Consider the following 13,850-nt stretch of genomic DNA (forward strand, 5'->3'; position numbering starts at 1 on the left):
CTCGAGACTTTTCTCCGCGAGCGTGCGTGTCTGTTGGTCGACATGCCGGTGGTGAGCCGCATTTCGCGCACGCTCGGCCCTCGTGAGCGTGCAGGAAGGGCTGCCTGGATGCGGCGTGTCGGCCAACAGACACGCACGCTCGCGGTGCTGGGGTGACCTCGCGGTGCTGGGGTGACCTCGCCGGGCTGGGGTGACCTCGCGGTGCAGGGGACAGTTACAGGTGCGCCAGGCGCGGGGCTGAACCGCGGGCCCGCAGGCCTGCTCCGGCCTTGCGGGTGAGTTCCCGTGAGCTGCCCAGCAATCCGTCGAGCACCAAGGCGCGCTTCACGTGCCGGTGCAACTCGTGCTCGGCGGTGAAGCCGATGCCTCCGAGTACTTGTTGGCAGTGTTTGGCAGCGGTCAGCGCGGCCTTGCCTGCGGCCGCCTTGGCGAGCATGGCCGTCAGATCAGGGTTGTCGGTGCCGGGCAGGATCAACGTCGCCTCGGCACCTTCGATGGCCACGAGCGTCTCGGCCAGCCGATGCCGGACTGCCTGAAACGCTGCGATCGGCTTGCCGAACTGCACGCGGTCCACCGCGTGCAGTCGCGCCAGGGCCAGCATTGCGCGTGCCGAACCCACGAGCCACCAGCCCACCGCTCGACGCGCCTCGCCCATCCTCATCAGCTCGCCGTCGGGAACGGGCCGCAGGGGCAGTCCGCCCAGAGTCGGACAGTCGTTGGCCTGACGTTCCCACACCACCCAACTGCCCCCGGCGTACGGCATCGGCGGCGTTCCGCCCGGCAGCCCGCCGATGGTCTCCAGCATGACGTCGTTGAGAACAGAAGCGTGCGAGCCGGTTTCACCGAGCAGACGGAACACCAGCGGGATCGCGACATCGGGCATGTCGGAAAGCATGTCGGCCCAGCCGAGCTCGGCCAGTGCGGCGTCCAGCTCAGACCCCGAGACCGAGAGCATCGTTTTGCGCAGCGCATCCTCGAGCAGGTCTAGAGACTCTTGATCCACCGGTCAATCCTTCCCGAGGTCCAGCAGTCGGCGCGCGATGATGTTGCGCTGCACCTCGGCCGTGCCGCCGTAGATGGTGGCCGCCCGCGAGTACAGGTACTCGGTGCGCCAGTCGGTGTCTTCGAGTTCGATGACGCCGGGCATCAGATCGCGTGCGGTGTCGTAGAGCTGTTGCTCGGCGGTTGCCAGCAGTACCTTGTCGACGGAGGTGTCCGGTCCGAGTTTGTGACCGTCCGCCAAGCGGTGCTGCGTGGCCCGCGACCGGCAGCGCAGTGTGTGCAGTGCCAAATAGGCCGAGCCGAGCTCGGAGTCTGCCACGGCACCAAGGCCTTTCACCTCGCCGATGAGCGCGTCGAATCGGGAGTACAGGTAGGCGATGCGCTGCCAGAAACACGTCGACCGCTCGTAGGGCAGCAGATCCATCGCCAGTTGCCAGCCGTCGCCGGGCTTACCGAGCATCCGGCTCGAGTCGACCACCACGTCGTCGAAGTACACCTCGCAGAACTCATCGACGTCGTGCATGGTGCGCAGGGGGCGCACCGTGATGCCCGGAGCGTCGGTGTCGACGAAGAAGGCCGTGATGGCCTGGTGGTCGGGAGTGTCCGCGTCGCCGGTGCGCGTCAGCAGGATGCAGCGGTGTGAATACTGCGCGAAGCTGGTCCACACCTTCTGTCCGTTGATGACCCACGTGTCGCCGTCGATCACCGCGCGGGTGGTCAACGACGCCAGGTCACTGCCCGAGCCTGGCTCGGAAAACCCTTGGCACCATTGCTCTTTGCCGGACAGCAGCTTCGGCACCATCTCGGCGGCCAATTCGGCAGGCGCGTAGTCGATCATCGTCGGCGCCAACACTTCCAGCATCGAGTACGGTCCGGGTTCGGCCAGCCGGCGTCCGACCACCTCCTCGCCGACGATGGCCCGCAGTACCGCCGGGCCGCCGAGCCCGCCGGCGTGCTCGGGCCAGCCGTAGCGGCTCCAGCCCGCGTCGTAGAGCGCTTTCTGCACGCGGGCGAACTGCCGCATGTGGCCCGCGAGGGTGCGGTCCCCGGGTGGCGTCAGATCGTTCTCGGCCAGCCATGCCTGCAACGCCGTGCGGAAGGTGGTGGGCTCGTACAGATCGGTCACGCTGACGGCCGGCCGATCGCATGTGGTTTGCCGTGGTCATGCGCTCCGCTGCGGCGGATGAAGGTCATGGCCCGGGTTTTCAGCCGCCAGCCGTTCTCGGTGCGCACGTAAGTGTCGTTGTAGTACCCGATGCGCATATCGTGCGCGGAGTGCTCGATGAAGCACAGCGGCTGGGTGCCGTTGGCGGCATCGGGATTGTCGGGGTCGAAGGTCACCAGTGCCGTCCCGGTCATGAACAGCCCCTTGGGGGCGGCGTCGACCAGCACGGGGAACCGTTCCAGCGCATAGGTTTCGCCGAATGCGCTGTAACTGCCGTCCGGTGTGAACACGCTGATCAGGCCGTCGATGTCACCCTGGGTGATGGTGACGGCGTAGCGGGCGAGCAACTGCTGGATCTCGACGAGGTCGTCAGTTCGTGGCGTACTCATTGCGAAAGACCTTACCTCCCTTCATTACAAAATTCACCTCTTGTGTAACGCGAATATCCTCCAGGGGATCACCGGGTACCGCGATGATGTCGGCCAGGAGGCCTTCGGCGAGTCGGCCGCGGTCATCGGCGTTGATCAGCTCGGCGGCGACCACGGTGGCGGCACGCAGTACGGCTGCGGGCGGCATGCCCCATTCGACCAGGGTGACGAGTTCATCTGCGTTGCGGCCGTGCGGGATTGCCGGGGCATCGGTGCCGACGGCGATTTTCACGCCCGCCTCGTAGGCTGCCTTGATGGACGTCTCGGCTTTCGGGAACATCTCGGCAGCCTTGTCCTGCAGTACTTTCGGTGCCTTCGACACGTCCATGGCCTGAGCCAGCCTCCTGGTGGTGACGAGGAAGCGGTCGTTGTCGACGAGCATCTGGATGGCTTCGTCGTCCATCAGGAAGCCGTGTTCGATGCAGTCGATCCCGCAGGCCACCGCATGTTTGACCGCCTCGGCGCCGTGGGTGTGCGCGGCGACGCGCAGACCCCGGCGATGGGCCTCGTCGACGATGGCCCGCAGCTCCTCGTCCGAATAGTGTTGCGCGCCTGCCTCACCGGTCAGTGACATGACACCACCGGAACAGCACACTTTGATCAGCTGCGCACCATGCTTGATCTGATACCGCACCGCCTTGCGGATCTCGTCGACGCCGTTGGCGATGCCTTCCTCGATGGTCAGCTCGAGCACGCCGGGCATGAACGCGGCGAACATGGTCGGATCGAGATGGCCGCCCGTGGGCGTGATGGCGTGCCCGGCAGGCACGATCCGCGGACCGTCGATCCACCCGGCGTCGATGGCATTACCCAGGGCGACATCCAACAGATAGCCACCGGTCTTGACGAACAGGCCCAGGTTGCGGACGGTGGTGAACCCGGCACGCAGCGTGCGGCGGGCGTTGCCGACCGCCCGCAGCACCCGCGTCGGCGGATCGTCCTGCACCTGGGACAGGCCGGGGTTCTCCCCGCGGCCGCCCATCAGCAGATTGACTTCCATGTCCATGAGGCCGGGCAGCAGGATCGAGTCGCCGAGATCGATCACCTCGTCGGCGTCGGCCGAGCCGGCGAGATCGTCGGGTCGACCGCCGACGCCGGCGATACGGTCGCCCTCGACGCGGACGATGCCGGGGCGAATGATCGTCCCGGCATCGACGTCAAGCAGCCCGGCTGCCTTGAGCGTTATCACGAGTCAGACCACCGGTTCCCGGACGATCTCGACCCAGGCCGCGCCGCTGTCGAGCACACGTGGCTGCTTCCACACCTCGACCGGGAAGCTGACCATCACCACCGACTGCATCAAGTGCATGAGCCGCTTGGCATCGTCGGGCATGCCGTGCAACGGGAACCGTGCGTCGAGGTAGACCATCACCTCTTCCAGGCGAGCCATGCCGACGTCGTAGAGCTCCTGCATCTCGGACATGGTCGAGGCCAGCCGCTTGGCGTAGCGTTCCGGCTCGGTGGGCAGGATCCAGTCAGAAAACCGCTCCAGGTCGGCGAATTCGGCGGGTAGCAGGGCCTCGGTGGTCTCAGACATGCGCAACCTTCCCGTTGGCGGCGGCCTTGGCGGCCTGCTGCAGCTTGTACTCGTCGACGTACTTGTGCGCGGTGTGGTGCAGGTGCCGGAGCAGGATCTCCTGGTCGCACAATGGAAATTCGGTGACCGCCCGGGTGCCGATCTGGGTCTGGGTGGCCTCCAGGGTGTTCGCGTCCTGCAGCGCGTACTCCTTGAACGTGACGGCGGCCAGTTCCTGGCTCAGCCGCTGGCGGGTGTTCTTCGGCGGGACGAAGTACAGATTCGCCTCGAAGATGTGGGTGTCGACGCCGGTCGGCCAGTAGTTGTAGGTGAGGTACCACCCCGGGACCCACAGCAGCAGAGTGAAATTGGGGAAGAACTCGAACGAGTCCTGGCCCCAGGTCTTCTGGCGTGCCGGGTTGACGGCGGGCGGCAGTTCGTCGGGCAGGATGCCTTTGATGTCGGGGCGATCCCACGGACCGAACAGGCCGCTGTGCAGGATCCGCTCGATGGGCTTGACCATGCTCAGGTCCTTCGGCGGGCTCATGCCACCCCACGACGAGATCATCGAGTGCTGATCTTTGATGTCGTAGTGCAGTGCCTCGAAGCCGACCTTGGCCAGTTTCGCGGCTTCTTCCGCCGTCGCCTGCTTCATGTGCAGGATCGGCGCGTGGTAGAACTCGACGAACGCGTCGATGAACAGCTTCCAGTTGGCCTTGATCTCCGAACGGTAGCTGTATACCTCGGTCATCTCGTGGAAGGGGTAGCCCTCCAAGCCTTTTGCGAAGTCGCCCAGGTACTCGCGCAGCGGCTCGGCGTCGTCGTCGAAGTTGACGAAGATGAAGCCCTCCCAGACTTCGCAGCGCACGGGCTTGAGCGGGTAGTCGGCCTTGTCGACGTCGAAGAACTCCTGCTCCTGCTGGATGAAGGTCAGATCCCCGTTGAGCGCGTAGCGCCAGGCGTGGTACTTGCAGGTGAACTGCCGGCAGCTGCCCGACACTTCCTCGCCCGGATAGTCGTTCCAGACCAGCTTGTTGCCGCGGTGGCGGCACATGTTGTAGAAGGCCCGGATGGTGCCGTCTTTGTCCTTGTTGACGATGATCGACGTGCCTGCACCGACTGAGGGCATCTCACGGGTGAAGTAACTGCCGGCCTTGGGTAGCCGCTCGACGCGCCCGACGTGCAGCCACAGCTTGCGGAAGATGGCCTGCTGCTCCAGCTTCCACTGTTCGGGGTCGATGGAGTCGGTGTAATCCACCGGCGCTGTGCCGAGCTCGGGCCAGTTCTCGGTCCAGCTGCCGACATCTGGCTTCGGGAAGTGTGCCAATTGTCTACCCTCTTTCTTCAGGTTCGGTGCCGGATTCCGGCTCGATGCCAAAGGTGTTGTAAGCCATGGCCATCAGGCCGTAGCCACCGATAGTGAAAACCAGGTCCATGCGTTGGCGCTCGTCGAGTCGTTCGCTGAGCGCAGCCCAGGTTTCGTCGGAGATGCGGGACTGCTCGTCGAGTTCGTCGACGGCGTTGAGCACGATCTGGTCGAACGGGTCGGTGGCCTCTCCGCGCTGGACGGCGGCGATCTGGGCGTCGGTGAGCCCTTCGGCCTTTCCGATGAACGCGTGGTGGGCCCATTCGTATTCGCAGTGCCTGCGGTGGGCGATCCGCAGGATCGCGAGCTCACGCAGTCTGGGGTTCAGTGTCGATCGGAACAGCAGGTGATTGCTGAACCGCAGGAATGCCTTGGTCAGCTGCGGGTGGCGGGCCAGGGTGGACAGTGCGACGCCCGCGCCCTGGGGATTGAGCCGCTCCGCGGGGAGCATGACCGACAGCGCCCGGAGCACCTCGTCGTCCCACTGGTCGGCGGGCAATGGGGGCAGGCGCACGTCCACCTCTCCTCTCGCTGGCTCTCGTTGACGAGAATCATATTCTCATTTCTGACCAACAGATTTCCATCTTTTGCGGGCTCGGTCAATGGGAAGGCTCCAAGTTGCGTGCTGACCGGGACGATTCGGCTCGTCACGGCCGTCAGACATTGATTCTCTCTACAGGAGAAGATAGTTTTCTGATGTAGAGAACCGGTTGTCGGAGTGGAACGGAGCCACCATGAACAAAGACGACATGATTCTGATCAGCGTGGATGACCACATCATCGAACCGCCGAACATGTTCGCCAATCACCTGCCGGCCAAGTACCGGGACGAGGCGCCTCGGTTGGTGCACAACCCCGACGGGTCGGACACCTGGCAGTTCCGGGACACCGTGATCCCCAATGTGGCGCTCAATGCGGTCGCGGGCCGGCCGAAGGAGGAGTACGGCCTTGAGCCGCAGGGCCTCGACGAGATCCGCAAGGGCTGCTATGACCCCGACGAGCGGGTCAAGGACATGAACGCCGGCGGGGTCTTGGCGACCATGAACTTCCCGTCCTTCCCGGGATTTGCCGCGAGGCTGTTCGCCACCGACGATTCGGACTTCTCGCTCGCGCTGGTCCAGGCCTACAACGACTGGCACATCGACGAGTGGTGCGGGTCGAACCCCGGGCGATTCATCCCGATGGCGCTGCCGGCGATCTGGGATCCCCAATTGTGTGCCGACGAGGTGCGGCGCGTGTCGAGGAAGGGCGTGCACTCACTGACCTTCACCGAGAACCCGTCGACTCTGGGCTATCCCAGCTTTCACGACCTGGAGCACTGGAAGCCGTTGTGGGAAGCGTTGTGTGACACCGACACGGTGATGAACGTGCACATCGGGTCGTCGGGCAAGCTCGCGATCACCGCGCCCGATGCGCCGATGGACGTGATGATCACGCTGCAGCCGATGAACATCGTTCAGGCTGCTGCCGACCTGCTGTGGTCGGCACCCATCAAGGCTTACCCTGACCTCAAGATCGCATTGTCCGAGGGTGGCACCGGCTGGATCCCGTACTTCCTGGACCGGGTCGACCGCACCTACGACATGCACTCGACGTGGACGCACCAGAACTTCGGCGGCAAGCTGCCCTCGGAGGTGTTCCGGGAGCATTTCATGACGTGCTTCATCTCCGATCCGATCGGCGTGAAGAACCGCCACGAGATCGGCATCGACAACATCTGCTGGGAGATGGACTACCCCCATTCGGACTCGATGTGGCCCGGTGCGCCCGAGGAACTGGCCGCGGTGTTCGACACCTACGACGTGCCCGACGACGAGATCAACAAGATCACCCACGAGAACGCCATGCGGCTCTACCACTTCGACCCGTTCGCCCACCTCCCCAAGGAGCAGGCCACCGTCGGTGCGCTGCGCAAGGCCGCCGAGGGTCACGACGTGTCGATCCGTGCGCTGAGCCACAAGGAAAAGACCGGCACCACCTTCGCCGATTTCCAGGCGAACGCCAAAGCTGTTGCCGGTACGCGTGACTGACGACCAGCCGACCGAGGAGACCACAACGTGCCGGGCGGGATGAACTTCGAACTGACCGAGGACCAACAGCTGATCCGGGCGTCCGTAGCGGAGCTCGCGGCCAAGTTCGACGACCACTACTGGATGGAGAAAGACCAGGCCCACGAATTCCCGCAAGAGTTCTACGACGCCATCGCAGGCGGCGGCTGGCTGGGCATGACCATCCCCGAGGAGTACGGCGGTCACGGCCTCGGCATCACCGAGGCGACCATCCTCGCCGAGGAGGTGGCGCGCTCCGGCGGCGGCATGAACGCCGCAAGCTCCATTCACATGTCGATCTTCGGCATGCAGCCGGTGGTGGTGTTCGGCTCCGAGGACATGAAAGCGGCCACCCTGCCGCGCATCGCCAACGGAGATCTGCATGTGTGCTTCGGTGTCACCGAACCCGGTGCGGGACTGGACACCTCGCGTATCACCACGTTCGCCAAACGCAGTAGCTCGGGGGACAACTACATAGTCAACGGACGCAAGGTGTGGATCTCCAAGGCCCTGGAGTCGGAGAAGATCCTGCTGCTGACCCGCACCACGCCCTACGACGAGGTCGACAAGAAGACCGACGGCCTGTCCCTGTTCCTCACCGACCTGGACCGCGATCGCGTCGACATCCGGCCGATCCGCAAGATGGGGCGCAATGCCGTCAGCTCCAACGAACTGTTCATCGACGACCTGCGCGTACCCGTCGAGCACCGCATCGGCGAAGAGGGCAAAGGCTTTTCGTACATCCTGCACGGGCTCAACCCGGAGCGGATGCTCATCGCCGCCGAAGCGCTGGGCATCGGGCGTGTCGCGCTGGACCGGGCCGTGCAATATGCCAACGAACGTGTCGTGTTCGACCGACCCATCGGCATGAACCAGGGCATCCAGTTCCCGCTCGCGGATTCACTGGCCCGCCTCGATGCCGCCGAGCTGATCCTGCGCAAGGCCACCTGGCTCTACGACAACGGCAAGCCGTGCGGCAAAGAAGCCAACATGGCCAAATACCTCTGCGCCGACGCGGGGTTCGGCGCAGCGGACCGGGCACTGCAGACCCATGGCGGGATGGGCTATTCGGAGGAATACAACATCTCCCGGTTCTTCCGAGAATCCCGACTGATGAAGATCGCACCGGTGAGCCAGGAGATGATCCTGAATTTCCTGGGATCGCACGTGCTCGGACTGCCTCGCAGCTATTAAGGGAGCGTTATTTCCGATGAGAACGTACTTCGACCTGACCGGACGTTCGGCGCTGGTCACCGGGGCAGGCGCCGGGATCGGGGCGGCCGTGGCCGAGGCGCTCGCTGCCGCGGGTGCGGCGGTGCTCGTCACCGACATCAGCGGTGACGCGGCCGCTGCGGTCGCCGAGCGGATCAACGGCGCCGGAGGCGGCAAATCCAGCAACGCCTCGGGCGCCAAGGCCGACAGCGCCCCGCTCGACGTGAGCGACCGCGATGCGGCGGTCGCCGCCGCGGCGCACGCGGCCGGTCTGGGCGAGGGCCACCTGCACATCGTGGTCAACAACGCCGGCGTCACGTCACCGGCGATGTTCCCCAAGCTCACCGACGAGACCTTCCGGCTGACGTTCGACATCCACGTCATGGGGACCTTTCACGTCACCCAGGCTGCGCTGCCGCATCTCCCGACCGATGGCACGGGGCGCATCATCAACGTCACCTCGTCGGCGGGCATCACGGGAACCCTCGGGCAGGTCAACTACTCGGCGGCCAAGGCCGGCATCATCGGGTTCACCAAGTCACTGGCACGGGAACTGGCGCCCAAGAACGTCATGGTCAATGCGCTTGCGCCACTGGCGGCGACACCGATGACGGAGACCATCCGCACCAACGAGAAGTTCGCGGCGAACATGATGAACCGGATCCCGCTCAAGCGGTGGGCCGAAGCCGACGAGGTGGCCGGGGCGTTCGTCTTCCTGGCCTCCGATGCCGCGTCGTACATCACCGGGCAGGTGCTTCCGGTCGATGGCGGCATGGTTATGTGAGCCTGTGAGCGAATCGCAGACCGCACCGCTGGCCGGGATCACGATCGTTGCGCTCGAACAGGCGGTGTCCGCGCCGATGTGCACGCGCGTGCTGGCCGATTTCGGCGCCCGCGTCATCAAGGTGGAGAACCCGAAGGGGGGCGACTTCGCCCGCGACTATGACGATGTCGTGAACGGCCTTGCAGCACATTTTGTTTGGGCCAACCGCGGCAAGGAGTCCATCGCCCTGGACCTGAAGACGGCCGGCGGCATGGAGGTTCTGCACCAGTTGCTCGACGGCGCAGACGCCCTGGTCTCGAACCTCGCCCCTGGCGCGACTGCCCGCATGGGCCTGGCGCCCGCAGAGCTGGCCCAGCGTCATCCGCAGCTGATCCCCGTGGAGATCGACGGCTACGGCAGCGGCGGCCCGCTGTCCCACAAGCGCGCCTACGACCTGCTGGTGCAGGCCGAGTCGGGGGCGTGCGCGGTGACCGGGCACCCGGAGATGCCGGCCAAACCCGGTCCGCCCGTGGCCGACATCTCCACGGGCCTGTATGCGGCGCTGTCCATCATGGCGTTGCTCATCGGCCGGGCCCAGCGGCCTTCCGGGGCTTCGGCACCTGCCGTGGCGGTCAGCCTGTTCGACACCATGACCGACATCATGGGTTACCCGCTGACCTACACCCAGCACTCCGGCATCGACCAGCAGCCGCTGGGCATGAGCTCGCCCGCGGTCGCCCCGTACGGTGCGTTCGCCACTCGTGACGGGCAGACGGTGGTGCTGGGCACCACCAACGACCGGGAATGGCAGCGGCTGGCCCGGGAGATCATCGACCGGCCGGACCTGGCCGACGATGCGCGGTTCGCCACCAACTCCGACCGCTGCGCGGGCCGCGACGTCCTCAACGAGGCGATCGGATCCTGGTGTGCGAAGCACGATCTCGCCGAGATCCAGCAGATCGCCGATGAGGCGGGCATCGGCAACTCGCGATACAACCGGCCCAGCGAGGTGATCGCCCACCAGCACCTCAAGGACCGGGACCGGTGGCGTCCCGTCACGACGCCCAATGGGGAGATCAGTGCGCTGCTGCCGCCGCCGGTGATCGCGGGATTCGAACAACCGATGGGCGCGGTTCCTGGCCTGGGGCAGCACACCGATGCCATCCTGACCGATATGGGTCTGTCCGCTGCCCAGATCGATGCCCTGCGGGAGCAGGGGGCGATCGGCCCGGCCTACCCCAGCACCCGAGATCGGAGCAACTGATATGCGCGAAACCGTCATCGTCGAAGCCGTGCGCACACCCGTCGGGAAGCGCAACGGCGGGCTGTCCGGATTCCATGCCGCTGACCTGTCCGCACTGGTGCTCGACGCACTCGTCGAGCGCGTGGGTATCAGCCCCGACATCATCGACGACGTGGTGTGGGGCTGCGTCTCACAGGTCGGTGACCAGTCCAGCAACATCGGTCGCTATGCCGTCCTCGCGGCGGGCTGGCCCGAACACATCCCGGGAACCACGGTCAACCGGGCCTGCGGATCCAGCCAGCAGGCACTGGATTTCGCGGTCCAGGCGGTGATGTCGGGCCAACAGGACGTCGTGGTCGCCGGCGGGGTCGAGGTGATGAGCCGGGTCCCGCTGGGCGCGGCCCGGGCCACGGGGCAACCGTACGGCCCGAAAGTGCTCGACCGGTACAAGGGTTTCGCGTTCAACCAGGGCATCTCGGCTGAAATGATCTCGCAGAAATGGGGTTTCAGCCGCACGCAGCTCGACGAGTACTCGGTGGCATCGCACGAGCGGGCTGCCGCCGCACAGGACAGCGGTGCGTTTGAGACGCAGATGATCACGGTGTTCCCCGACGACGGTGACCCCGTGGTGGACGACGAGGGCGTGCGGCGGGGGAGCACCGTCGAAAAGCTGGCCGGGCTCAAACCCGCGTTCGCCGAAGACGGCGTGATCCACGCCGGCAACTCGTCGCAGATCTCCGACGGGGCGGCAGCGCTGCTGGTGATGACCGAGGTAAACGCTGTGGCGATGGGACTTTCGCCGATCGTGCGGTATCGGGCCGGGGCGGTCACCGGCGCCGATCCGGTGTTGATGCTGACCGGCCCGATCCCGGCCACCGAGAAGGTGCTGCACAAAGCGGGAGTGCGGTTGGACGAGGTGGGGGTGTTCGAGGTCAACGAAGCGTTCGCGCCCGTGCCGTTGGCCTGGCTCGCCGAAACCGGCGCCGACGCGGCCAAGCTCAACCCGCTCGGCGGGGCGATCGCACTGGGGCATCCGCTCGGAGCGTCGGGTGCGGTTCTGATGACTCGGATGATCAACCACATGCGCGACAAGGGAATTCAATACGGGTTGCAGACCATGTGCGAAGGCGGCGGTACCGCGAACGCCACGCTGGTCGAACTCCTCGGCTAAGGAGATTGAGTGCAGCGAAACCTGTTCACCGACGACCACGAGGCGTTCCGGGCGCTGGCACGGGATTTCGTCGAAAAGGAGGTCGTCCCGGCCTACCCTGAATGGGAGAAGGCCGGCCGCATGCCGCGCGATGTCTTCAAACAGATGGGCGCACTGGGCATGCTGGGCATGGCCATTCCGGAAGCCTACGGCGGCGCGGGGATCACCGACTACCGCTACAACGTCGTGCTGCAGGAGGAAGCGGCCCGGGCGCTGGTCACTCTGTCGACCGTGCGCACCCAGCTCGAGGTGATCCTGCCGTACTTCCTGCGGTACGCGAACGACGAACAGCGACAGCGCTGGTTTGCGGGGCTGGCCGACGGGACGCTGCTGACCGCGGTGGCGATGACCGAGCCGGGCACCGGGTCGGACCTCGCGGGCATGCGGACCACGGCCGTGCGCGACGGGGACCACTATGTGCTCAACGGCGCCAAGACGTTCATCACCGGAGGCATTCAGGCCGATCTCGTCATCGTGGTCGCCCGCACCTCGACGGACCCGGAGAACCGGCGGAAGGGGTTGACCCTACTCGTCGTCGAGGATGGGATGCCCGGCTTCACGCGGGGTCGTGAGCTGGAGAAGATGGGCTGCAAGGTCCAGGACACTGCCGAGCTGTCCTTCAGCGATGTGCGGGTGCCCGTCGCCAACGTGCTGGGTGAGGAAGGGGAGGCGTTCAGCTATCTGGGGCACAACCTGCCCCAGGAACGGCTCACCGTGGCGGTCGGGTCGGTGGCCCAGGCCCGCTCGGCCATCGTCGCGGCGATCGACTACACCACGGATCGCAAGGCGTTCGGAACACCGGTCTCGTCGTTTCAGAACACCAAATTCGAACTCGCGGCCTGCTCGACGGAGGTCGAAGCGGCTCAGGCGATGCTGGACCGAGCGATTGCTCTGCACGTCGACGGCGAACTGTCCGGCGCCGACGCGGCACGCGTCAAGCTGTTCTGCACCGAGATGCAGGCCCGGGTGATCGATCGATGTCTGCAGTTGTTCGGCGGCTACGGCTACATGATGGAGTATCCGATCGCCCGGCTTTACACCGATGCTCGCGTGGCGCGGATCTATGCCGGGACCAGCGAAGTGATGAAGGTGATCATCGCCAAATCGCTGGGTCTGTAGCCGCGGCCAGCAATCACGCGTTACAGATCTTGCGATAGGCGTCACGAAAGTATTCTCGGTGAGACCCTTGTCACAGCCGGGAAACCTACCTACTGTGTGTTCACTAGGTTGGTTTGGCCGGATGTGTCAGGGAGTTCGGTGGCATCGGTTTCTGAGGGTCCAGCGGCACGGCCGTACGAGGCGCTGCTCGCGAAAGGTGAGGACCGCAAACAGCGGATCCTTTCCGTCGCGGAGAAGCTCCTGGCGCGCAACGGATGGCGCAACACCTCCCTGGCCCAGATCGCCAAGGAAGCCGGTGTCACCCCGGCGGGGCTGTTGCACCACTTCGAATCCAAGGAGCAACTGCTCAACGCGGTGCTCGACGCCCGCGATTACGACGACGACATCCACGCCGACCGCTCGGGTGATCTCGCGGAGGAGATCACCCGGGTCGCAGAACGTTTCGAACGAGCGCCCGAGCTGGTGGGCACCTTCACCGTGCTGCTCGTGGAGAACATCCAGCCCGACGCGCCCCTGCACGACCGGCTGCTCAAGCGCCAGCAGGACGCCCGCGCCATCGTCGCCGACATCCTCCGCCGCGGCCAGGACAGCGGCCGCTACCGCACAGATTTCGACGCGGCCAACAAGGCCGTGGAGATACTCGCCTTCGTAAACGGAATGGAGACCTCGTGGCTACTCGATCCCTCACTACCGCTGGTGGACGTGTTCAAGGGCTACGCACAGATGCTGGCCCGGGAGATCGAGGCACCCGGGGGAGCGGCAGATCTGTGAGAGTGGA

General features: G+C 65.5%; 14 protein-coding genes. 7 read left to right on the forward strand and 7 right to left on the reverse strand.

Annotated elements, in window-relative coordinates; all coding sequences use genetic code 11:
• Positions 1-214: 214 nt before the first annotated feature.
• Genes BTO20_RS10525 through BTO20_RS10555 form a run of 7 tightly spaced genes read right to left on the reverse strand, consistent with a single transcriptional unit; the run spans position 215 to position 5,991 of the window.
• Positions 215-955 carry an acyl-CoA dehydrogenase family protein gene (locus BTO20_RS10525; protein WP_198344489.1) on the reverse strand — a complete coding sequence of 247 codons (741 nt, stop codon included), beginning with the start codon at positions 953-955 and terminating at the stop codon, positions 215-217.
• Positions 956-1,006: 51 nt separating this feature from the next.
• Positions 1,007-2,128, reverse strand: coding sequence for an acyl-CoA dehydrogenase family protein (locus tag BTO20_RS10530; RefSeq protein WP_087075633.1), 1,122 nt, complete (start codon positions 2,126-2,128; stop codon positions 1,007-1,009).
• Positions 2,125-2,556 carry a nuclear transport factor 2 family protein gene (locus tag BTO20_RS10535; protein ID WP_087075635.1) on the reverse strand — a complete coding sequence of 144 codons (432 nt, stop codon included), beginning with the start codon at positions 2,554-2,556 and terminating at the stop codon, positions 2,125-2,127. Before BTO20_RS10535 ends, BTO20_RS10530 begins: the two co-directional genes overlap by 4 nt.
• Positions 2,537-3,784 carry a metal-dependent hydrolase family protein gene (locus BTO20_RS10540; protein ID WP_087075637.1) on the reverse strand — a complete coding sequence of 416 codons (1,248 nt, stop codon included), beginning with the start codon at positions 3,782-3,784 and terminating at the stop codon, positions 2,537-2,539. The genes BTO20_RS10535 and BTO20_RS10540 overlap by 20 nt, the downstream gene beginning before the upstream one ends.
• 3 nt (positions 3,785-3,787) lie before the next feature.
• Complete coding sequence (locus tag BTO20_RS10545; protein WP_087075639.1) at positions 3,788-4,132, reverse strand: hypothetical protein; 345 nt, start codon at positions 4,130-4,132, stop codon at positions 3,788-3,790.
• Complete coding sequence (locus BTO20_RS10550) at positions 4,125-5,438, reverse strand: SRPBCC family protein (protein ID WP_087075641.1); 1,314 nt, start codon at positions 5,436-5,438, stop codon at positions 4,125-4,127. The genes BTO20_RS10545 and BTO20_RS10550 overlap by 8 nt, the downstream gene beginning before the upstream one ends.
• A 4-nt stretch (positions 5,439-5,442) precedes the next feature.
• Positions 5,443-5,991: a carboxymuconolactone decarboxylase family protein gene (locus tag BTO20_RS10555; protein ID WP_087081909.1), complete on the reverse strand. Its 549-nt coding sequence runs from the start codon at positions 5,989-5,991 to the stop codon at positions 5,443-5,445.
• Between the two features lie 220 nt (positions 5,992-6,211).
• On the opposite strand from BTO20_RS10555, the gene BTO20_RS10560 reads away from it, so the two are divergent.
• From BTO20_RS10560 to BTO20_RS10590, 7 genes are all read left to right on the forward strand, one after another.
• Positions 6,212-7,507: an amidohydrolase family protein gene (locus BTO20_RS10560; protein ID WP_087075643.1), complete on the forward strand. Its 1,296-nt coding sequence runs from the start codon at positions 6,212-6,214 to the stop codon at positions 7,505-7,507.
• 39 nt (positions 7,508-7,546) lie between these two features.
• A complete protein-coding gene (locus tag BTO20_RS10565; protein ID WP_087075645.1) occupies positions 7,547-8,719 on the forward strand; it encodes an acyl-CoA dehydrogenase family protein in 1,173 nt (390 codons plus the stop codon).
• A gap of 16 nt (positions 8,720-8,735) precedes the next feature.
• Positions 8,736-9,521, forward strand: coding sequence for an SDR family NAD(P)-dependent oxidoreductase (locus BTO20_RS10570; protein WP_087075647.1), 786 nt, complete (start codon positions 8,736-8,738; stop codon positions 9,519-9,521).
• A gap of 4 nt (positions 9,522-9,525) precedes the next feature.
• Positions 9,526-10,764, forward strand: a complete 1,239-nt coding sequence (locus BTO20_RS10575) for a CaiB/BaiF CoA transferase family protein (protein ID WP_232491103.1) — start codon at positions 9,526-9,528, stop codon at positions 10,762-10,764.
• Position 10,765: 1 nt separating this feature from the next.
• The gene (locus tag BTO20_RS10580) at positions 10,766-11,914 is read left to right on the forward strand and encodes a thiolase family protein (protein WP_087075652.1); all 1,149 of its coding nucleotides are present in this window, start codon (positions 10,766-10,768) and stop codon (positions 11,912-11,914) included.
• 9 nt (positions 11,915-11,923) lie between these two features.
• Positions 11,924-13,072: an acyl-CoA dehydrogenase family protein gene (locus tag BTO20_RS10585; RefSeq protein WP_087075654.1), complete on the forward strand. Its 1,149-nt coding sequence runs from the start codon at positions 11,924-11,926 to the stop codon at positions 13,070-13,072.
• Between the two features lie 138 nt (positions 13,073-13,210).
• Complete coding sequence (locus tag BTO20_RS10590; protein WP_087075656.1) at positions 13,211-13,843, forward strand: TetR/AcrR family transcriptional regulator; 633 nt, start codon at positions 13,211-13,213, stop codon at positions 13,841-13,843.
• The last annotated feature ends 7 nt before the right edge of the window (positions 13,844-13,850 follow it).

Origin of the sequence: Mycobacterium dioxanotrophicus (assembly GCF_002157835.1) — a bacterium.
Classification (GTDB): Bacteria; Actinomycetota; Actinomycetes; order Mycobacteriales; family Mycobacteriaceae; genus Mycobacterium; species Mycobacterium dioxanotrophicus.